Genomic DNA, 16,530 nt, shown 5'->3' with positions numbered 1-16,530 from the left:
GGAGCGAAGCGCAGTGAAAAGCCGGGGGGCCTTCACTTCTCGCAGTTCACCATCCACGGCACGCCGAACTTGTCGGTGAGCATGCCGAAGCCCTTGGCCCAGAACTGCGGGCCGTAGGGCATCGTCACCTTGCCGCCTTCGGCCAGCGCGTCGAACAGCTTCTTGCCTTCGTCCACGCTGTTCGCCTGCACCGAGAGCGAGAAGCCCTTGTAGCCCTCGAAGGGCCACTCCGGCGGGGCGTCCGAGGCCATCAGCTTGTGGCCGCGGGCCTCGAGCGTGGCGTGCATGATCTTGTCCTTGTGGCTGGCCGGCGTCTGGGCGCCCATCGGGCTCTCGCCGAAGGTCATGCTGAAGGCGACCTTGCCGTCCAGCGCCTTGGCATAGAAGGCGAGCGCTTCGGCGGCATTGCCGTTGAATGTCAGATAGGCTTCCATCGTTTTTCCCTTCGAGGTGGGTGAGTGGGATCGCGATGCTACGCCCACCTAAAATCCCCCCATGCTTGACATCACCCTGCTCCGCAAAGACCTGGCCTCCGCCGTGGCCGGCCTCGAAAAACGCAAGAAGAACCAGCCGTACCTCGACGTGTCGGCGTTCACCGCGCTCGAGGCCGAGCGCAAGACGCTGCAAACCCGCACCGAGGAAATCCAGGCGCGCCGCAACACGCTGAACAAGCAGATCGGCCCGCTCAAGGCCAAGGGCGAATCGGTCGACGCGCTCATGGCCGAGGTCAACGCGCTCAAGGCCGAGCAGGAATCGCAATCCAGGCGCCTCGAAGAGATCCAGCCCGCACTGCACGCGCTGCTGCTCGCCGTGCCCAACCTGCCGCACGCCAGCGTGCCGCTGGGCGAAGACGAGGCCGGCAACGTCGAGATGCGCCGCTGGGCCCCGAAGGGCGGCGCCGGCGCAAATGCCACGCCGCTGGCCTTCGCACCCAAGGACCACGTCGACCTCGGTGCGCCGCTGGGCCTGGACTTCGAGATGGGCGCCAAGCTCTCGGGCTCGCGCTTCTCCGTCATGAAGGGCCCGATCGCCCGTCTGCATCGCGCGCTCGCGCAGTTCATGGTCGACCTGCAGACTGAACAGCACGGCTACACCGAGTGCTACGTGCCCTACGTGGTCAACGCCGCCACGCTCAGCGGCACCGGCCAGCTGCCCAAGTTCGAAGGCGACCTGTTCGCCGCGAAGAAGGGCGGCCAGGACGGCGAACCCGCGCCCGACCATTCGGCGCTGTACCTCATTCCCACCAGCGAAGTGCCGCTGACCAACTTCGTGCGCGACGAGGTGGTGGCCGAGTCGCAACTGCCGATCAAGCTCACGGCCCATACGCCGTGCTTCCGCTCCGAGGCCGGCAGCGCGGGCCGCGACACGCGCGGCATGATCCGCCAGCACCAGTTCGACAAGGTCGAGATGGTGCAGATCGTGCACCCCGAGAAGAGCTACGACGCGCTCGAACAGATGACCGGCCATGCCGAAGCCGTGCTGCAGGCGCTGGAGCTGCCATACCGCGTCGTGCTGCTGTGCACCGGCGACATGGGCTTCGGCGCCGCCAAGACCTACGACCTCGAGGTGTGGCTGCCGGCGCAGGACACCTACCGCGAGATCAGCTCGGTCTCGAACTGCGAAGCCTTCCAGGCGCGTCGTTTGCAGGCCCGTTTCAAGAACGCGCAGGGCAAGAACGAACTCGTGCACACCCTCAATGGTTCCGGCCTGGCGGTGGGCCGCGCGCTGGTGGCCGTGCTGGAAAACCACCAGAACGAAGACGGCTCCATCAACGTGCCCGCGGCGTTGCGTCCGTACCTCGGTGGGCTCGAAGTTTTGCGCGGCTGAGCCCAGGGCTTCAAAAAGTACAATTTCCTCTGCTATAATCGAAGGCTCGACAGCACCGGAGAGGTGGCAGAGTGGTCGAATGTACCTGACTCGAAATCAGGCGTACTAGCGATAGTACCGAGGGTTCGAATCCCTCCCTCTCCTCCAAGAATGGCCCCGCAAGGGGCTATTTTTTTGCCCATTCCCCACCGAAAACGCCGCAGAATCAAGGCCTTAGCTGCTTCTGTGCCCCTGCGTTTCGATCCGTTCCCCACCGATAAAAGCTGTCCCACACCGACAGTCGGTAGGCATCCGAGTAGGCATCGAGCGGCATCCGAACCACGATGCCTACAAACACTCTCACCGACCACCTCTGCAAGAGCGCCAAGCCGTCCGAGAAGGACCGCAAGATGTTCGATGGCCACGGCCTCTACCTGTTCGTCAGCGCCAAGGGCGCAAAGGTCTGGCGCATGGCCTACCGCGTCGACGGCAAGCCAAAGACGAAATCGCTGGGCGACTACCCGCTGCTGAGCCTCGCCGAAGCGCGAGCGAAGTGCGCAGAGCTTCGCAAAGGGCTTCAGGCTGGGGTAGCACCGACCACCAAGAAAAAGCGCGCGCCATCGACGTTCTGGCAGGACTGCGAGACGTTTTGGACTGGGCGGCAGGACGTTTCGCCCGACTATCGGGCCAACGCGCTGCGCGGGCTGGAGCTGCATCTCAGGCCCGCGCTCGGTGACCTGGCCACCGGAGACATTGACCGCGGCATGCTGCTCGCCGAGCTCAACCGCATGGATGCCAACGGCCGCTTCGTCTACGTGCGCAAGGTCCGCATGTGGGCATCGCAGGTCTTTGACTGGGCGATCGAGCAGGAACTGGCCACCATCAATCCCGCCGAGCTGATCAACCCGAAGAAGGCGTTCGGCCGGCGCAAGGTGAAGAACCACGCTTCTCTGAAGCTCAGCGAGGTGCACGAGTTCGTGCGGCGGCTGAGCTTCGAGAAGGATCTCAACTCGGTGCTGGCCTGCCGGCTGATCGCCTACACATGGGTGCGCACGAACGAGATGCGGATGATGCGCTTCGATGAAATCGAAGGCGACGTGTGGCTAATCGGTGGCGAGCGCATGAAGCGCGACAAGGACCACCTGGTGCCGCTTTCGCGCCAGGCGCTGGAGATCATCGGGGTGATGCGCGAGCGGCGGCGCGAGGGCTGCGACTACGTGTTCCCGTCGGATCATCGAATCGACAGGCCGATCAGCGAGAACACTGTGTTGGCGCTGATCGCGCGCATGGGCTACAAGGGAGAGATGACTGGCCACGGTTGGAGGTCGATCGCGTCAACCTGGGCCAATGAGGAAGGCTACCCGCCGGATGCGATCGAGAGGCAGCTCGCGCACTCGCCCGAAGACAAGGTGCGGGCGGCATACAACCGCGCGGAGTACATGAAGGAGCGCCGGCCCATGATGCAAGCGTGGGCCGACTGGTTAGACAAGCCCGATGCCAGCAGCGCGGAGGGTTGAGAGGCGCCAGCCCATCGTCTTCTGGCTGATCGCGACGTCGGGCGGTGGAATCTTCTTCGCCTTGATCCACCGGCGCACTGCCTCGGACCCCACCCCTGTCATCTGGCACAACTCGCTGCGGTAGATGACCCGGTCCGGCTTGCTGTTGGTGTCGGGCGTTTCAACGGTGTGCACTGGGCACGGCTCGGAATTGATGATCGATGGCGGCATCAAGGCTGCTCTCCTGTGAGTGATTGCATGGTGCTGTCCATGCAGGCGACTTGGCCTGCGGTCAGCGGGAGTTCGGTGGTGGATGTGCGGCTGAGCTTTCGCTCGATCGACAGGATGGTCCGGTCGGGCGCGCCGGCCAGGCGGTCGCGCCACGAATCTTCGAATGCTGGCTTGAACCGCGTGAGCAGCTCGGCGTGTGTGCGAGGGCGCAGCTTCGCCAGCAGATCCGGGTTCGTCACGAACAGGCGGAACATCTCGGCGAACCATTCGGCGTCGTTCGGGCAGTACGAGGTGAGCGGGGCCTCAGCGGCGCGCACGCGCATCGCGACGCTGAAGTCACCGAAGTAGCGGCCGCGCCGCGTGCTGCGGAGCCAGTCAGCGTGGTGCCCAAGCTCATGCTGCAGGACCCCATAGGGCGTTCGGTCCACCGAGTGGCCCGGGAATGACCATTGCATGCCCGCGGTCCCGATCGCTGCACACTTGTCGACGGCGATCGTTGTGACATGGTCGCGGTAGTAGGCGCAGACCCCGAACGGCCAGCGCTTCGGATCGGCCATCTCGACGGCCGGCACGGGTAGGTCGTTCAGGGCGCAGAAGCGCACCATCAGAGCCTTGCCGCGCTCGAGCATCGAAGGCTTGCTTTCCGTCAACGGCGTCATGCTGGCACCTCGTTCCATTCGCGGCCGTCCAGCACGCGGCCAGTGGCCTTCTTTCCCACGAGCAGGACCTGCGCATCGCTGGCCTCGTAGGGCGTGTCGTCGGCATAGGTGTGCGTGCGGCCGTCGACTAGGCGCACGAACACCTCGTCGCGCGAGGCATCGCGTTGTGCCTGATCGGCCTGCTGCGTCGGCAGCCACTCACCCCATTGCTTGAACATGAAAGGCACGCCGGCCGCCTCGCACTGGTTGCGTAGGCTGGCGGCCCAGTCCGGGTGCATGGGGCGGGCCTTGGGGCCGCTCTCGCCGCCGACGATTACCCAGTCGATCGCGCGCAGCGTTGGTGCCGGGCCGCCTTCGCGCGGCGGGTAATCGTCCCACATGCCGCGGGCGTGGCACACATCGCAAATCCCGTCGTCTTCGAGCTTGCCGTGCAGCGTGCAGGTAGGGTGCAGCCATTTGCTGAGCCAGAGGGCGCTGAGAAGCGGCTCAAGGCTCAGGAAGTTCGGGCAGCCAATCGCCAGCAGCTTCGGAATGTCGCGCTCGGCCTCGGCCTGGTTCACGACAGTCGCACCGACCCGAACATTGGCTGGCGCGTTCCCTGCGAGCCAGCGCTCAATCCAGCGCAGCAGCGCGACGGTCGCCTCTGACGCGCGCTCGATCCGGTCACGCAGGGCCGTCGCCGCTTGCTCCAGTCGGCTGCGCCAGTTGCCGATGCGCTTCGAGAGCATGAGCCAATCGATGTCGGGTGTGAGCCGCACCAATGCGAGCAGTTCGATCAACCATTCGATGTCGACGGCGTTGTCGAGCCAGTCGGCCAGGCTCGCGCAGAACACACGCTGGCGGCGGCCGTGCTGAGCACGGAAGGATTCGGCCTGCGCGTTCCAGCGCTTCGGCAGCGCCCAGTTTGCGGCGCTGGTGCGAACTCGCGGCGCGCGGGCGCCCCAGGTCTCATCGCCCTTGCTGCGCAGCACGCGCACCGGCGTGCTCACCTCGGCGTAGCAGTGGTCGCAGCCACCGCCGCCGGTGGCCTCGATGGAGACCTTGGTACAGCCAATCCACGGGTTGAAGGTGTGGTCGCACCATTCGATCTTGCTGTCAGCTGCCATTGCTTGCCTCCGTGCCCGTGCCGCCGCGGTATAGCGGGTTCTCTACGATGGTCAGCCCGCTCGCCGTGTGCTTCGCGATGAAGGCGCTGCAGTAGATGGCCTTTGCTTCGGCGGATGCCGCCTGGGCGCTCAGGTGCGGCTTGCGCCGGCGTACATCGGCAATCACGCCTGCAATGCCAGGACGGCGTTCGGTGTCCATCACGTTGTCACCTCGGCATGCTTCTTGAGGTCCGCGTCCTGCCCGATGCATGCTCCGCTCGCATCGGCGGCAATGGCGTCGTGCCAGTTGGCCAGCGCCGCGGCGCTGCTGATGGTGTGATGCAGCGCCTTTGCGCGGTCGCCGGTGACGGCTGCGCGCAGGGCTTTGCCGGCCAAGTAGCCCACCAGCCAAAACCAGTGCTCCGCGCTCTTGCTGCGGTCGTGTGCGTCACCCCAACGCTGGCGCTGGTGTTCCTTCTCGATGCTCGTGGCCTGGAGAAAGTCGTCGGTGTGCGGCTCGTTGACCACGGCGTGAAGCCGCGCGAGCTCGGCATGCAACTCGGCCACTCCCGCAGGCAGGAAGGCGAGCAGCGCGGTTTGCAGCGCTTCCCGTGCCCGCAGCATGGAGTCGTCGCCCACGAAGGCATAGCGGTACGCGTAGTGGTCGGCCAGCTTCATCACCGCGTCGAGCTGAGCGACCGGGCCCGGCCGTCCGTTGTCCGCGAGGTCGTCGTCAACCTCCGTCGCGCCGAGGAATGCGGAGCCTTCGCCCGGGTCGTCAGTGAGCCATGCGTACAGTCCGGCGGGCAGCCCGGGCGACTCCCGCGCGATGGTTACCTCGGCATCGTGTCCACCGAAAAAAGCAACGAGCTCTTCTGCTTGGCGCAGCGTGATGGTGATCATGCGTCTTTCCTTCTGAAAATCTTCGTGAGACCGCCGTCGACCGCATGCCCGCGCTTCAGTAGGGCGCGCGCGATCGCGACTTGTTCGGTGTGGCTCTGAGGCACCTGGCGCACGAGGCCGAGGTAGCTGTTGCCCGCGGCGTGGAGCTCGTTCGCTGGCAAGGTTTCGATGCGGCGCAGTGCGGCGCGCAGCGTGCGCGGCCGCGTGGTGTGGCACCAGGGCTTGATGACGTGGCCGACGAAGTCAATCCCACGCGCGATCGGCTGCAGGATGGTCTTGCGCGGGTTCAGCCGGACCTGCAGTTCATTGGGCAGGAAGGCGTCGATCTTGGTCAGCGCGTCGTTGAGCCACTGCGCTGACTCGTGCAGCAGCAAGAAGTCATCGACGTAGCGCACATACCGGCGCGCGCGCAGCTGGTGCCTTGCGAACTGGTCCAGTCCGTCCAGCAGCACGTTCGCAAAGAACTGGCTGCTGAGATTCCCGATGGGTAGGCCGACGTCCGTTGGCGCGTTGAACAAGCTCTTGTGCGGAGCGACCCGCGCGAGCAGGCTGCGCGAACTGCGCAGATCGACGTCGGCGCGCGGGTCGTGAAACAGCACCAGCCGAGTCAGCTCCTGCCACCACGGCTCGACAACGCGCCGCAGGATGCGCGCGAACAGCACATGCTTGTCGATCGCAACGAAGAAGTTCGCTAGGTCGCACTTCAGATACCAGGCGGGCCGAGTCCAGTTCTGGGTGATTGAGCGAACGTTGTGCTCGAGCCGGTTCGCGGCGTAGAGCGTGCCGCGGCCGGGAATGCACGCGCTGCTGCCGGCGTCGAAGCCGGCATGGAACCTCGGCGCGACGCGGTTGTAAAGCAGGTGGTGCACGATGCGGTCGCGAAAGTCGGCGGCCCACACTTCGCGCGGCTTCGGGCGTGTGACCACGAAACAGATGCTGCGGCCGGGGCGGTACGCGCCTGACAGCAGCTCGGCGCGCAGCTGGCACAGGTTGCGCTCTGCTTCGGCCTCGAAGGCCTGCGCACTGGCGCTATGCCTCTTGCTGCGTCGGCAGTCGAGCCAGGCTTGCACCAGCTCGGCCATTGAAAAAGGGGCCTCCACGAGGGAGGCGGATGAATCCGCGGACGGCCCGAACTCGGTGCTCGTTGTCCTTGTCGTTCCAGTCGCTGTTGCCGTTCTCGAAGTCCTGGACGAAGGCGTTGTTGCGCGAGTTCTGCGTGATGTCGTGCTATCTACGTCGCCGGGCCGAAGGCTTTCGCCGATCGACTCGGAAACTGCGCCGGACCAAAGCGCGAGCTGCTGCCCGCCGGTATCCGTGGTGCGCATGGCGGTGGGCTTGTGGCCCAGCGGCTCGACCGGATTCATAAAACGCACGGGCATGAGGGCCTTGACCGTCATGCAGCAGGCGCTGCGGAAAGGGTTGCGGCGGTCTGCTTCCGCCAGCCGCCGGCTTGCGAGCCCACGGCGTCGAGCAACTCGACCGACTGGGCCCACAGCTTCGGCGAGATCAGCCGCTTGTCGTGGCTGACCCGCAGCATGGCCGTGGCGGCGCGCAGGTGCCGCAGCAGGTTTTCAAGCTGCCGCAGGCGCTCTTCGCCGCGGCAGGCGTTTGCCGTGGCCATGGCCTCCAACATCTCCACGCACAGGCCGTGGATCTTCTCGCCCAGGCTGCGCTTGAACGCGCGGGGCATTTGGGTCTGCACGTCGACGGCCAACGACAGGAGGTCGCAGCCGTGCTTGTAGATGGGAAGGTCGCTGTAGAGGGCCATGGGTCTAGGAAAAATTCGGCGAACCGGCGCTGCGCGCCGGTGAAGGGGTTAAGCGGTCAAGAGTTCAAGCTGAATCCGGCGGACGGCCCGAACTCGGTGCTCGCTGTCCTTGTAGTACCAGCCGCTGAGGCCGTCCTCGAAGACCTGGACGAAGGCGTAGTTGCGCGAGTACTGCGTACTGGTCCAATACCAGCCGTCCGTGTTGAACAGCTCCGGCACGTTGGCCGCCGCCGCGTTGAGTTCGCCAAGGCTGGGCAGATACCAGTCGGAATGCCCTTCAATGCTGAGATCACGCACGCGGAGCGCGGCCGGGCAGCCTGCAGCGGCCATTGCATCGGTGTTGGCCTTGCCGTCGGTCCGGCTGGAGGTGCCCGGCACTTCATTGCCGTATTCGCCCCACACGCTGCGCAACTCGCCGCTGGCAGCGCTGGAAACGATCAGGGCGAATGGTGGCTGCTCGACGCCATCGATGCGCGGTGCGCGCACGATGGCCGCGAACAGGCCGCCTTGACCTTGGATTTCGGCGCCGAACGCCGGGAGGGAGAGGGAGCTTGCATTCATGTCATGCTTTCGGTGGTGGAAAAATCGCGTGAACCGGCGCGGCGCGCCGGTGAAGGGGTTAAGCGTTCAAGGCGTCAAGTCGAATCCAGCGGACGGCCCGAACTCGGTGCTCGTTGACCTCGCCGTCCCAGTCGCTGTAGCCGTCCTCGAAGGCCTGGACGAAGGCGTTGTCGCGCGAGTACTGCGTGCTCGACCAGTACCAGCCCGACTTCTTGAACAGCTGCGGCGCGTTGATGTATGCCAGCAGCAGATCGAGGCGACTGGGCAGGTGAAAATCGGTGTGCCCGTCGGCCGAGTACTCCGCTGCCCACTTGGCTGCAGGGTGAGTGCTGGAGTGCGCCAGCAGTGCGGCAGAGTTGGCCGCGCCGTCGGCATGACTGCCCGCACCGGAGACTTCGACGCTGGGCCCGAACGGCAGGCCCTCGGCTTCGCCGTCACCGACGATGAGATGCCGAGCGGGCAGCCCTTGCAGCGCCGGCAGCGTGCAGATGAATCGGCCGCCCTGGCCGGCCCAGTAGTCGCCCGGCTTCGGCGTGTCGCCGATGTAGGTGGCAGTTGTCAGCGGCTCGAGCGAGCGTAGCGCGGTGCCTTCGATGGCGGCCGAGTGCGGCAGCGACAGATGGATGGTGGAATTGGAAATGTGAAGTTGCACGGTGGCTCCTGGTTGAAATCACTGACTGGTGGGGTGCGCGACTTGGCGGCGCATTCGCGTGATCGATGCCGTCATGGCCTCGCGCATCTGCTGTGGGGTGCTGTTGCGCACCATTTCCTCGTAGACCTCAAGGCCTGCGGCCATCGCCAGCAAGCCCTGGCCGTCAAAGCCATAGCGACCATGGCGGCCGCGAATGTCATCGCATCGGATGAGCGCGTCGCGTGCGGCCAGCATGGGCGCGACGCATGCTGGGTCGATCTGCTCGGCACGGACGATGCCCACGTTGACTGCGGCGGCCAGGCGGTCGAACAGGTCGTCGTCGGTGCTGCCGGCCTTCAGGTCGCCGAAGGCGCTGTAGAGCTTCGCCATGACGTCGTCGGCCACGCTGTGCGCCATGGGCTGGCGCGCTGCGATGGTCTCGGCCCAACTGGTGGGATTTGCGCTGCGATGCTTCATGCTGCGGTTTCCTCGTCGCTGGCAGCGTGCGCCAGAGCGACCTCGCCCGAGCGATAGAAGAGGCGGCTGCCCATGCGGCTCGGGAGCGCGAAGGCGTCCATGGCGCCCGGCCGCCCTTCGTAGGGGCGCAGTTCGGCGCCGACGTAGAGACCTCGGGTGGTCAGCTGTGCGGTGCGAGGTCCTGCTACGGTTGGCAGGCCAGTCGGGACACGCAGGCGAGGCACCGAGTTGATTTCGTACACGCGCAGCTGGTCGCGCCCGATTGCGGTGATGGTGTAGAGAGTGGTGTGGCTGCGATCGGCACGGCGTGCCGCGTTGCGCATCACCAGGCCGGCGGCGCGCAGCTGCTCGAGCTGCTCAGCGACCGCATACCCGATCGCCTTGGCGATGGTCGAGGGCTCGCAGAAGTCGGCCAGCGCAACCGTGCGCAGCACGGCGGCCAGTTCATCGGTGAGAGCGGACGGCATCATGGTCAGGCGCTCACAGTCAGGGAGACGCGCGCCGGGTCCAGCCCGCATTCGCGCGCGACGAATTCGGTCAGCACCAGGCCTTGAAGATGGCGCACGTCGTGCAGGTTGGAGATGACGGCGTCCGGCTTGAATCGGCTGCCGTCCGTCGCGCTGACGTGCGCGCCCTCGGCGCGACCGTCGCAGCCCGGCCGCGTCACCTGCCAGATCGCGCCGCCGGCGGTGCGTACTGTGTCGGCCTCGTTGTCGAAGCGCACGTCGGTGATGACGAAGCGGCTTTCGCCGTCGCGCTGGTAGCCGACCAGGCGCGCGAGCATGGCGCGCGTCCAGTATCGGTCGTGCTGGGAGCGGCGGTACTCCGTGCCCCACCATTGCAGGATTTGCCGCGGGCTGCGCGGTTCGTCCAGCCACTCATTGCTGAGCGGCGTGCGGTGGTCAGGCGCCGCAACGCTGAGCGACAGCACCACGGCGGCGAGAAAGTCGCGCGGCGCGCGGCGCATGCACAGCGCCGTCGTGGGCCTGTGCTTGGCTGCGGGGTCAGCCAAGTCGCTGACCAGCACGCCGAAGCCCTCGGCCACCTCGGCGCGCAGCGCGTCGGCGAATGCCAGCTTGCGAAAGCGCGCGTGCGCTACCAGCAGGTCTGCGACCGTGTCTTTGCCGGCGCCTGCGAAGCCGGTGAGGCCGAGGATGTGCTGCATCGCTTCAGGCCTTGCCGATGAGGACCGTGTAACCCAGCAGCTCGCCGTCGGCGGCGTCGCCCACCTTGGCCTCGCGCACCTGCTTGATGTAGTCGCTGAAGGCGTCGTCGATGGCGTTCTCGTGGCGCTCCAGTTCGTAGTGGAACTTCACGGAGCCGCTGTGCAGCCGGTATTTCAGGCGGGCGACCAGCTTGTAGCCGGCGCCGTTCTTGAACAGGCGCAGGCCCAGCGTGAAGGTCTTCGGGATCGCCAGCGCGCCGTCGACGCCCGCGGTCGCGTTGATCGACTCGTTGTAGGTCAGCTGGGTCTGGCCGTCCTGCAACCGCTTGGCGCTGGAGAAGTTGATGCCCGTCGATGCGGCGATGGTGGTGGCCACCGTGAGCAGCTTCTGCGCGTCCTCGCCCTGCAGGTCCGCCATGTTGTCCTCGATGAACTCCGCGAACTCGGTCTGGCCGAACACCTGCCCGTTCTTCTCGATCCAGCGCTTGGCCTCGGGTGTGAGCAGGGCGGTGAACACTGCGCGATGATCGCGCCAGCCCGGGCCGTCCTTCGCGTCGTTGAAGACGGCGGTGATGGTGCGCGCGTCGGGGTCGGCGTACACGTAGCCGCACGGCTGGCAGCCCTGGTCTTTCATGTAGGCGAGCAGGCTCGGCAGGTCGCCCAGAGTCACTGTGCCGCGCTTCCGATTCGGCGCGTCCTGCGCGGCTTCGATGGCCTTGGTAATGTCGATCGTCTGGTAGTTCGAAGGAACAACCAGGTGCGTGGTGTCTCCGGCTTCTTTGATGACGTCGCCGCTGGCGGTGAGGTCGCGCACGAGCTGTGCGGTAGGCGCATTGATGGCGTCCATGGATCAGGCTTCCTTGAAAGATTGCGGGGTGGTGGACACGTCGCGCAGCGGCAGGTCTTGCTGGCGCGGGTGATTGCGGGAGGTCTCACCGTCTTCGGTGAGCCAGAAGAAGTCGCTCGCCTGCTCAGGCTTGGGCAGCTCGAGCTTTCGGTCGGCGGTGATGGTCACTTTGTCGACCGAGCCGCTGTTGGTGCGGGTGGCGGGCGCCACCTTCACCTTCAGCGTGAGCGAGCCGGCGCGGCCCGTGTTCTGCACGGTGCGTAGCAGTTCAGCGAGGTCGGCGCTCAGCGCGGCGTGCGTGCTGCCGTCGTTGAGCTCGACCATGAAATGGGAAAACGCTTTCACTGGTGTTGTTCTCCAGGTGGTTCAGTGGAAATGGCCGGCTGCGCTCGTGGAACGAGTGCGCGCGGCAGGAGCGCCGGCAGTGCCGTCGGCACCTTCGGTGTGGGGTGGCTCGGGCCAGCGGGGCGGCGCGAGTTCGCAGCGCGTGACGTAGCCGCGCAGCTCGTTGTTGGTGGCGTGCAGGCGGTCCAGCTCCAGGCGCAGGCAGTCGCCGGCGCGCAGGTTCGGGTTGGCGGCCATGAAGCGGTCGGCGTCGGGCCCGCGCCAGATTGCGTAGAACAGGTTCACGCCGCGCGCGCTGGTGCGCTCGCCGAGCGAGAAGATCCACGAGGCGGCCGCGTCAGCCGCAGGCGACTGGCGCGCGATCGTGGGCCGTCCTCGCAGGAAGAACACGCCGTTGGACCTCACAGCCGTGCTCCCGCCTTCAGTTCGCGCCGCACGCGGCGGAAAGTCTTGCGAATGTCGGTAGCCACGCTCTCGGAGTACTTGAAGCGTGGGTCGTCGAGACCGCCGACCGGGCCGGTGGGCACGGCGGTGCGCGGGCGCCGTGGGCGCGTGGGCTGCACGATGACGATCATGGTGTGCACCACCCGTAAACGAGCAATACCGCGAAGACTGCGGGCAGCACGATCGGAACCGCGAGCATTGCAGCGGTCTTGAGCAGGCCCGGTGCGGCCTGAACGGGTGACGTTCTCATACGGCGCTCCCGGTGGCGATCGCGTGGTGCTTCGCGGCTGCTTGATAGGTGAAGTGGTAGCCCCCGCCGTCGTGGTGCACGTAGCGGACTTCAATGCCGCGCGCCTCGCCTTGGCGGGGGCACAAACTCGCATGCACCCACTCGCCGAGCAGCGCGCGCCATTCGGCGGGAATCAGGGCCAGGACCTGGCCCGTTGTCAGCTCCGCGCCGGCCTGCGACTTCACAAGGGCCGCCAGCATGTCGGCGTATTCGGTGCTGATGCCCCAGGCTGCCCGTGCGCTGTTTTCGGGCGTCAAGCCTGGGTAGGGCCATGCGTGCAGTTCCAGCTCGGGCGCGGTCGGGATCACAACCGTTGCCGCCATGTTCACCGGATCGAACAAGCCTGGCTGCGCGGCCAGCAGTGAGGATCCGTGAATCGGCGTCTGCTGTGCGGCGCTCACGTTGCTTGCTCCAGCACCAGGTCGTCACCAGCGAGGAAATCGGCCACGGCTTCCTGCGCCTGCTCTTCGTCTTCGAACACCTTGACGGCGCACGCTTCCAGGAAGAGCTCGGTGTCGAGCAGAAGGAGGGCGTTCATCGCGACACCTCGACAAGCGCACCGAAGTCGTCGACGACGGCGCGGATGCTGCGCTCCCAGCGCCGGCCGTCTGTGTCGTAGCGCGCCTCGGTGCCGTTCCACTTGACTTGGCTCTCGCGGGCGTGGTTCTGGAGCAGCGTGATCGAGTTGTAGTGCCCCGCGCCATAGGCAGAGAAGTAGGTCCCGTCACACGCACTCGACGGCTTGAGAACGCCCTGGGGCGGCAGCATCACTGTGCCCGGCGCCGGTGTGACGGCGTCGGCGGCTTCCTGCTGCAGGCGGTGCAGCAGTTCGGCCGCTGTGGCCGACATGGGCGCCAGCACCACGCTGCGCGCCTTCTTGCTCGGGGCCTTCATGGCTCGGCCTCAGGCGGCGTGTTCGATGCGCTCGACGTCGGAGACCGGGCAGCCGGTGACGTGGTGCGCGCTCACGAAGGCGGCTTCGGCGTTGGGCGCCTTCAGCTGCACGAAGGGCTGGGCGCCAGTGTCGGAGGGCGCCAAGTGGCCGAGGCCGTCCTTGGGGGTGAAGAAGCAGCGGTAGCTGCGTTGGGCGGTGGGAGCTTTTGCCATGTCCATCTCCGTGTTGAGGTGGACGCAGTATCAGTGCCGCTGATTATTAAGTCAACAGCGGAACTGATATCAGTCAAACTATTTTTTGTAACAGCGCCGCTCATACTCGCTGCGTGTTTCAGACCGTTGCAGATACCATGCGCCGATAAGGAGGCAGGCGATGCGAGCGAAGCTCTTCATCAAGGCGGCGGTGGTGGGTGCGGCTATTGCGGCTGCGACACCATCATGGGCGCTGTTTAAATGCGTCGTGGGCGGCAAAACTGAGTATCAGGAGCGACCGTGTGCGAGCGATGCCGCGCAGACGCAGATGCGTGAAGCCGCTCGGCCAGCTCGGCCGGATTCAGCCGAGGTGCCGGCTGCGCTCCAAGCCGCGATCAACGCCGGAATCGTGGGCAGCTATCCGGTGCGCGGAATGAATGCGAGCCAACTGCAGTCCGCCTTGGGCAGCCCCTCCCGTGTGAACGCGAGCGACTACTCTTCGGGCTTTCAGGAGCAGCGAATTTACGAGCGCGCGAGCGGCACCTTCTACGTGTACACCGAGAACGGCATCGTCCGGTCAAGCCAATTCACCGAGGCGATCCGGCCGCAGGTCATCGAGAGTGCGCGGTCGTGTCCAGGTGCGCATGACATTCGGAATGCCGAGGTGTCGGCGAACAGCATCGCGCTCAACGAAGCCCAGCGCAAAGAAAAAATGGCAATCGTGCAGCGCATGCGTGAGTGCCGCTGACGTCTACAGTTCTCCTGCGGCCCAAAGCACGCGACCGATCATCTCGAAGTCCTGGGAGTCGGGGCCGATCACGAACTCGGGGTAGAGGTCGCGGTCTTGGTTGGCCGGTGTCGCCTTGATGGTGCCGTCCTTTTGGGGGAACAGCGGCTTGACGATGAGTTCGCCATCGAGGCGGAAGGCGTAAAACTTTCCCGGCAGGACCTGAGTGGCTGCACGATTTACCAAGAGCACCGCGCCGTCCTTGATGTCGGGGTCGTTGCTTCGGCCTTCTGAGTCAACGATCACAGCGTTCTTCGTGCTGACGCCCAGCTTGCGCAAATAGTCGGCGCGGAACGCGAGCCTGGCTTTCCCGTGCTCATCGAACACGAGGCTGCCCCGCCCATTTGAGAACGTGACGCCGACGCGCGCCACGTACACAAAATCGTCTTCGTCGCCGGGCACCATTGACGAGATCTCTGCAGCCATCTTCGCGAGCCGTGGGCTGAAGTCGGACAGATCGCAGCCGAGCCCTTTGGCAAACCCCGTCGCCGCCTTGAGGCTGAGCGCAGACAGCCCATTCAAGAAATTGCCGACGGCACTCTGGCTGCCGATGTCGTGCAACTCGCCAAACGCAGCCTGGCTGGGATGTTGGGTGCGATCCCAGATGGCTTTCAAGCGCCGAGCTTCAGCGCGGTGCTCATCGGTGACGTTGGCCTTGCGAGGTGCTGCGGATTTCATAGCGGGCGAATGATGCCCCGCGCCGCCTGCAAGAATAATCAGTTCCGCTGTTGACATAAGAATCAGCGCCGCTGATACTTGGCGGGATGAACAACCTCAAGGCCATTCGCGGCCGCCTCGGGATCACGCAACAGGAGCTTGCGGCTGATGTGGGCTGCACGCAGGGCAACATCGCCAACTACGAGCGTGGGCAGACGGTCCCGCCTGAGATGGCGGCGAAGATCATCGCCGTTGCGTTGCGTCGAGGCCTGACCATCACATACGACCACGTCTATGGCGACGTGGAACTCCCGGCCGTCCGCGCCCAAGGGGAGGGTGCGCCCGCGTGAAAGCCGGTTCGCGTTCCTGCCTTTCACGATGGCCATGTCCCCGATGGCCGCAGCACGTCGACTGGCGACTCCAGCACCCGCCCGCACAACTGCGCCAGCGCCCGCTCGCTGCGTGGAGACCCGATCCCACTGGCCCGCGAGCTGGCCTGGCACACAGCGAACCACGCACCAATGCTGTCGCGCGACAGCTCGGGCTCCACTTCGAGCAGCAACACGAGCTGCTGCAGGAATTGTTCGATCGCATCGATTCGTTCGTGCGTGGTGGGTTGCGTTGCGTCCATGCGGCGGGCCCTTTCTTTCTCTTGAGGTTTGCATGAAAGCAACTGTCTCAGTTCCTCCGCACCTTGCCCACGGCGCTGATGAGCCCTTCCCCTCCACCGTGGTCGGGCAGGACATCCTCGATGCCGTCTACAACACGGTGCACGGCTACCCCGGTGGCGTGACCGCCTTGGCTGCGCGCATGGGCATGAGCCCGAACACGCTCACCCACAAAGCCAACCCGAACACCAACACGCATCAGCCCAACCCCCGCGAGCTGATTGACATCCAGGTGTTCAGCGGCAACTACTCGGTGCTGCACGCGATGGCCGAGGCGCTGGGCCACACATGCTCGCGCGCCACGCCTGACCAGGCGGGCGGCGATCCGGTCGATACCTTCACGCGCCTGCAGGTGGCGCATGCCGACTTCTGCCGCTCGGTGGCTGATGCGCTGCTACTCGGCGACGGCGAGGTGTCTCGCAATCAGATGCGCAGGGCCGACCACATGGGGCAGGAACTGCTCGCCCTCACTGGTCACACGCTCGCCATGCTGCGCGCACGCATGCGTGACACGGGAGCGGGCAGGTGAGCAGCCCCACCCCCCCGAGCGAGCAGATGGCGCGCGCTTTTCGGCGCGTGCTGTCAGTAACGACGCTGCACCTGCTTGGTGCATTGCCTCAACCGA

Annotated in this window: 28 protein-coding genes and 1 tRNA gene; 6 read left to right on the top strand and 23 right to left on the bottom strand. The window is 65.8% G+C overall.

The window, feature by feature from the left end:
• Positions 1-32: 32 nt before the first annotated feature.
• Positions 33-434, bottom strand: coding sequence for a VOC family protein (locus tag ACEN9N_RS17410; protein ID WP_413315733.1), 402 nt, complete (start codon positions 432-434; stop codon positions 33-35).
• A gap of 61 nt (positions 435-495) precedes the next feature.
• Between ACEN9N_RS17410 and serS the strand changes: the two genes are divergently transcribed.
• The 3 genes from serS to ACEN9N_RS17395 all read left to right on the top strand — a co-directional run bounded on the left by serS (position 496) and on the right by ACEN9N_RS17395 (position 3,323).
• On the top strand, positions 496-1,827 hold the full coding sequence (gene serS / locus ACEN9N_RS17405) for a serine--tRNA ligase (protein ID WP_413315732.1): 1,332 nt from the start codon (positions 496-498) through the stop codon (positions 1,825-1,827).
• Between the two features lie 57 nt (positions 1,828-1,884).
• Positions 1,885-1,974: transfer RNA gene (locus ACEN9N_RS17400), tRNA-Ser, on the top strand.
• Positions 1,975-2,150: 176 nt separating this feature from the next.
• Entirely contained in the window at positions 2,151-3,323 is a 1,173-nt protein-coding gene (locus ACEN9N_RS17395) for a tyrosine-type recombinase/integrase (RefSeq protein ID WP_495654154.1), read from the top strand.
• On the opposite strand, the gene ACEN9N_RS17390 is transcribed toward ACEN9N_RS17395, so the two are convergent.
• The 20 genes from ACEN9N_RS17390 to ACEN9N_RS17295 form a co-directional block, all read right to left on the bottom strand.
• Entirely contained in the window at positions 3,288-3,536 is a 249-nt protein-coding gene (locus ACEN9N_RS17390) for a helix-turn-helix transcriptional regulator (protein WP_495654153.1), read from the bottom strand. The genes ACEN9N_RS17395 and ACEN9N_RS17390 overlap by 36 nt on opposite strands.
• A complete protein-coding gene (locus tag ACEN9N_RS17385) occupies positions 3,533-4,192 on the bottom strand; it encodes a hypothetical protein (protein WP_495654152.1) in 660 nt (219 codons plus the stop codon). The genes ACEN9N_RS17390 and ACEN9N_RS17385 overlap by 4 nt, the downstream gene beginning before the upstream one ends.
• Complete coding sequence (locus ACEN9N_RS17380) at positions 4,189-5,298, bottom strand: phage Gp37/Gp68 family protein (protein WP_495654151.1); 1,110 nt, start codon at positions 5,296-5,298, stop codon at positions 4,189-4,191. The genes ACEN9N_RS17385 and ACEN9N_RS17380 overlap by 4 nt, the downstream gene beginning before the upstream one ends.
• Positions 5,288-5,497, bottom strand: coding sequence for a hypothetical protein (locus ACEN9N_RS17375; protein ID WP_495654150.1), 210 nt, complete (start codon positions 5,495-5,497; stop codon positions 5,288-5,290). Before ACEN9N_RS17375 ends, ACEN9N_RS17380 begins: the two co-directional genes overlap by 11 nt.
• Positions 5,497-6,180 carry a hypothetical protein gene (locus tag ACEN9N_RS17370; RefSeq protein ID WP_495654149.1) on the bottom strand — a complete coding sequence of 228 codons (684 nt, stop codon included), beginning with the start codon at positions 6,178-6,180 and terminating at the stop codon, positions 5,497-5,499. Before ACEN9N_RS17370 ends, ACEN9N_RS17375 begins: the two co-directional genes overlap by 1 nt.
• Complete coding sequence (locus tag ACEN9N_RS17365) at positions 6,177-7,577, bottom strand: RNA-directed DNA polymerase (protein WP_495654148.1); 1,401 nt, start codon at positions 7,575-7,577, stop codon at positions 6,177-6,179. The genes ACEN9N_RS17370 and ACEN9N_RS17365 overlap by 4 nt, the downstream gene beginning before the upstream one ends.
• Entirely contained in the window at positions 7,574-7,948 is a 375-nt protein-coding gene (locus ACEN9N_RS17360) for a four helix bundle protein (RefSeq protein ID WP_495654147.1), read from the bottom strand. The genes ACEN9N_RS17365 and ACEN9N_RS17360 overlap by 4 nt, the downstream gene beginning before the upstream one ends.
• A gap of 48 nt (positions 7,949-7,996) precedes the next feature.
• Entirely contained in the window at positions 7,997-8,509 is a 513-nt protein-coding gene (locus ACEN9N_RS17355) for an Lcl domain-containing protein (RefSeq protein WP_495654146.1), read from the bottom strand.
• Positions 8,510-8,567: 58 nt separating this feature from the next.
• Positions 8,568-9,161, bottom strand: a complete 594-nt coding sequence (locus ACEN9N_RS17350) for an Lcl C-terminal domain-containing protein (protein ID WP_495654145.1) — start codon at positions 9,159-9,161, stop codon at positions 8,568-8,570.
• An 18-nt stretch (positions 9,162-9,179) separates the two neighbouring features.
• Entirely contained in the window at positions 9,180-9,617 is a 438-nt protein-coding gene (locus ACEN9N_RS17345; RefSeq protein WP_495654144.1) for a hypothetical protein, read from the bottom strand.
• Positions 9,614-10,087 (bottom strand): hypothetical protein, encoded by a 474-nt coding sequence (locus ACEN9N_RS17340; RefSeq protein ID WP_495654143.1) that lies wholly within the window; start codon positions 10,085-10,087, stop codon positions 9,614-9,616. Before ACEN9N_RS17340 ends, ACEN9N_RS17345 begins: the two co-directional genes overlap by 4 nt.
• A 2-nt stretch (positions 10,088-10,089) precedes the next feature.
• Complete coding sequence (locus tag ACEN9N_RS17335) at positions 10,090-10,782, bottom strand: deoxynucleotide monophosphate kinase family protein (protein WP_495654142.1); 693 nt, start codon at positions 10,780-10,782, stop codon at positions 10,090-10,092.
• A 4-nt stretch (positions 10,783-10,786) separates the two neighbouring features.
• Positions 10,787-11,629: a DUF2303 family protein gene (locus ACEN9N_RS17330; RefSeq protein ID WP_495654141.1), complete on the bottom strand. Its 843-nt coding sequence runs from the start codon at positions 11,627-11,629 to the stop codon at positions 10,787-10,789.
• Positions 11,630-11,632: 3 nt separating this feature from the next.
• Complete coding sequence (locus tag ACEN9N_RS17325; protein WP_495654140.1) at positions 11,633-11,974, bottom strand: YfdP family phage-associated protein; 342 nt, start codon at positions 11,972-11,974, stop codon at positions 11,633-11,635.
• Between the two features lie 21 nt (positions 11,975-11,995).
• Entirely contained in the window at positions 11,996-12,379 is a 384-nt protein-coding gene (locus ACEN9N_RS17320; protein ID WP_495654139.1) for a hypothetical protein, read from the bottom strand.
• Positions 12,376-12,549 carry a hypothetical protein gene (locus ACEN9N_RS17315; RefSeq protein ID WP_495654138.1) on the bottom strand — a complete coding sequence of 58 codons (174 nt, stop codon included), beginning with the start codon at positions 12,547-12,549 and terminating at the stop codon, positions 12,376-12,378. The genes ACEN9N_RS17320 and ACEN9N_RS17315 overlap by 4 nt, the downstream gene beginning before the upstream one ends.
• Positions 12,550-12,664: 115 nt before the next feature.
• Positions 12,665-13,108, bottom strand: a complete 444-nt coding sequence (locus ACEN9N_RS17310) for a hypothetical protein (RefSeq protein ID WP_495654137.1) — start codon at positions 13,106-13,108, stop codon at positions 12,665-12,667.
• Complete coding sequence (locus ACEN9N_RS17305; protein ID WP_495654136.1) at positions 13,105-13,245, bottom strand: hypothetical protein; 141 nt, start codon at positions 13,243-13,245, stop codon at positions 13,105-13,107. Before ACEN9N_RS17305 ends, ACEN9N_RS17310 begins: the two co-directional genes overlap by 4 nt.
• Positions 13,242-13,601, bottom strand: coding sequence for a hypothetical protein (locus ACEN9N_RS17300; RefSeq protein WP_495654135.1), 360 nt, complete (start codon positions 13,599-13,601; stop codon positions 13,242-13,244). Before ACEN9N_RS17300 ends, ACEN9N_RS17305 begins: the two co-directional genes overlap by 4 nt.
• Before the next feature lie 9 nt (positions 13,602-13,610).
• A complete protein-coding gene (locus ACEN9N_RS17295) occupies positions 13,611-13,814 on the bottom strand; it encodes a hypothetical protein (protein WP_495654134.1) in 204 nt (67 codons plus the stop codon).
• A gap of 160 nt (positions 13,815-13,974) precedes the next feature.
• Between ACEN9N_RS17295 and ACEN9N_RS17290 the strand changes: the two genes are divergently transcribed.
• Entirely contained in the window at positions 13,975-14,541 is a 567-nt protein-coding gene (locus ACEN9N_RS17290; RefSeq protein WP_495654133.1) for a hypothetical protein, read from the top strand.
• Between the two features lie 3 nt (positions 14,542-14,544).
• Here the strand turns inward: ACEN9N_RS17290 and ACEN9N_RS17285 are convergent, their stop codons facing one another.
• Positions 14,545-15,315, bottom strand: a complete 771-nt coding sequence (locus ACEN9N_RS17285) for a S24 family peptidase (protein WP_495654132.1) — start codon at positions 15,313-15,315, stop codon at positions 14,545-14,547.
• 29 nt (positions 15,316-15,344) lie between these two features.
• Between ACEN9N_RS17285 and ACEN9N_RS17280 the strand changes: the two genes are divergently transcribed.
• Positions 15,345-15,587, top strand: a complete 243-nt coding sequence (locus ACEN9N_RS17280; RefSeq protein WP_495654131.1) for a helix-turn-helix transcriptional regulator — start codon at positions 15,345-15,347, stop codon at positions 15,585-15,587.
• A 23-nt stretch (positions 15,588-15,610) separates the two neighbouring features.
• Here ACEN9N_RS17280 and ACEN9N_RS17275 read toward each other — a convergent pair whose 3' ends face one another.
• On the bottom strand, positions 15,611-15,868 hold the full coding sequence (locus ACEN9N_RS17275) for a hypothetical protein (protein WP_495654130.1): 258 nt from the start codon (positions 15,866-15,868) through the stop codon (positions 15,611-15,613).
• Positions 15,869-15,900: 32 nt separating this feature from the next.
• On the opposite strand from ACEN9N_RS17275, the gene ACEN9N_RS17270 reads away from it, so the two are divergent.
• Positions 15,901-16,434 carry a phage regulatory CII family protein gene (locus tag ACEN9N_RS17270; RefSeq protein ID WP_495654129.1) on the top strand — a complete coding sequence of 178 codons (534 nt, stop codon included), beginning with the start codon at positions 15,901-15,903 and terminating at the stop codon, positions 16,432-16,434.
• Positions 16,435-16,530 lie beyond the last annotated feature (96 nt).

The sequence above is a fragment of the Variovorax sp. Varisp46 genome, from assembly GCF_059491885.1.
The sequence above is the reverse complement of the archived record's forward strand: the minus strand, read 5'-3'. Positions and strand labels throughout refer to the sequence as shown.

Bases quoted from the DNA above. Each gene is read 5' to 3' on its own strand.
- ACEN9N_RS17410 (WP_413315733.1), bottom strand. From the start codon at position 434: ATGGAAGCCTATCTGACATTCAACGGCAATGCCGCCGAAGCGCTCGCC.
- serS (WP_413315732.1), top strand. From the start codon at position 496: ATGCTTGACATCACCCTGCTCCGCAAAGACCTGGCCTCCGCCGTGGCC.
- ACEN9N_RS17395 (WP_495654154.1), top strand. From the start codon at position 2,151: ATGCCTACAAACACTCTCACCGACCACCTCTGCAAGAGCGCCAAGCCG.
- ACEN9N_RS17385 (WP_495654152.1), bottom strand. From the start codon at position 4,192: ATGACGCCGTTGACGGAAAGCAAGCCTTCGATGCTCGAGCGCGGCAAG.
- ACEN9N_RS17380 (WP_495654151.1), bottom strand. From the start codon at position 5,298: ATGGCAGCTGACAGCAAGATCGAATGGTGCGACCACACCTTCAACCCG.
- ACEN9N_RS17375 (WP_495654150.1), bottom strand. From the start codon at position 5,497: ATGGACACCGAACGCCGTCCTGGCATTGCAGGCGTGATTGCCGATGTA.
- ACEN9N_RS17370 (WP_495654149.1), bottom strand. From the start codon at position 6,180: ATGATCACCATCACGCTGCGCCAAGCAGAAGAGCTCGTTGCTTTTTTC.
- ACEN9N_RS17365 (WP_495654148.1), bottom strand. From the start codon at position 7,577: ATGACGGTCAAGGCCCTCATGCCCGTGCGTTTTATGAATCCGGTCGAG.
- ACEN9N_RS17360 (WP_495654147.1), bottom strand. From the start codon at position 7,948: ATGGCCCTCTACAGCGACCTTCCCATCTACAAGCACGGCTGCGACCTC.
- ACEN9N_RS17355 (WP_495654146.1), bottom strand. From the start codon at position 8,509: ATGAATGCAAGCTCCCTCTCCCTCCCGGCGTTCGGCGCCGAAATCCAA.
- ACEN9N_RS17345 (WP_495654144.1), bottom strand. From the start codon at position 9,617: ATGAAGCATCGCAGCGCAAATCCCACCAGTTGGGCCGAGACCATCGCA.
- ACEN9N_RS17340 (WP_495654143.1), bottom strand. From the start codon at position 10,087: ATGATGCCGTCCGCTCTCACCGATGAACTGGCCGCCGTGCTGCGCACG.
- ACEN9N_RS17335 (WP_495654142.1), bottom strand. From the start codon at position 10,782: ATGCAGCACATCCTCGGCCTCACCGGCTTCGCAGGCGCCGGCAAAGAC.
- ACEN9N_RS17330 (WP_495654141.1), bottom strand. From the start codon at position 11,629: ATGGACGCCATCAATGCGCCTACCGCACAGCTCGTGCGCGACCTCACC.
- ACEN9N_RS17315 (WP_495654138.1), bottom strand. From the start codon at position 12,549: ATGATCGTCATCGTGCAGCCCACGCGCCCACGGCGCCCGCGCACCGCC.
- ACEN9N_RS17305 (WP_495654136.1), bottom strand. From the start codon at position 13,245: ATGAACGCCCTCCTTCTGCTCGACACCGAGCTCTTCCTGGAAGCGTGC.
- ACEN9N_RS17300 (WP_495654135.1), bottom strand. From the start codon at position 13,601: ATGAAGGCCCCGAGCAAGAAGGCGCGCAGCGTGGTGCTGGCGCCCATG.
- ACEN9N_RS17295 (WP_495654134.1), bottom strand. From the start codon at position 13,814: ATGGCAAAAGCTCCCACCGCCCAACGCAGCTACCGCTGCTTCTTCACC.
- ACEN9N_RS17290 (WP_495654133.1), top strand. From the start codon at position 13,975: ATGCGAGCGAAGCTCTTCATCAAGGCGGCGGTGGTGGGTGCGGCTATT.
- ACEN9N_RS17285 (WP_495654132.1), bottom strand. From the start codon at position 15,315: ATGTCAACAGCGGAACTGATTATTCTTGCAGGCGGCGCGGGGCATCAT.
- ACEN9N_RS17280 (WP_495654131.1), top strand. From the start codon at position 15,345: ATGAACAACCTCAAGGCCATTCGCGGCCGCCTCGGGATCACGCAACAG.
- ACEN9N_RS17275 (WP_495654130.1), bottom strand. From the start codon at position 15,868: ATGGACGCAACGCAACCCACCACGCACGAACGAATCGATGCGATCGAA.
- ACEN9N_RS17270 (WP_495654129.1), top strand. From the start codon at position 15,901: ATGAAAGCAACTGTCTCAGTTCCTCCGCACCTTGCCCACGGCGCTGAT.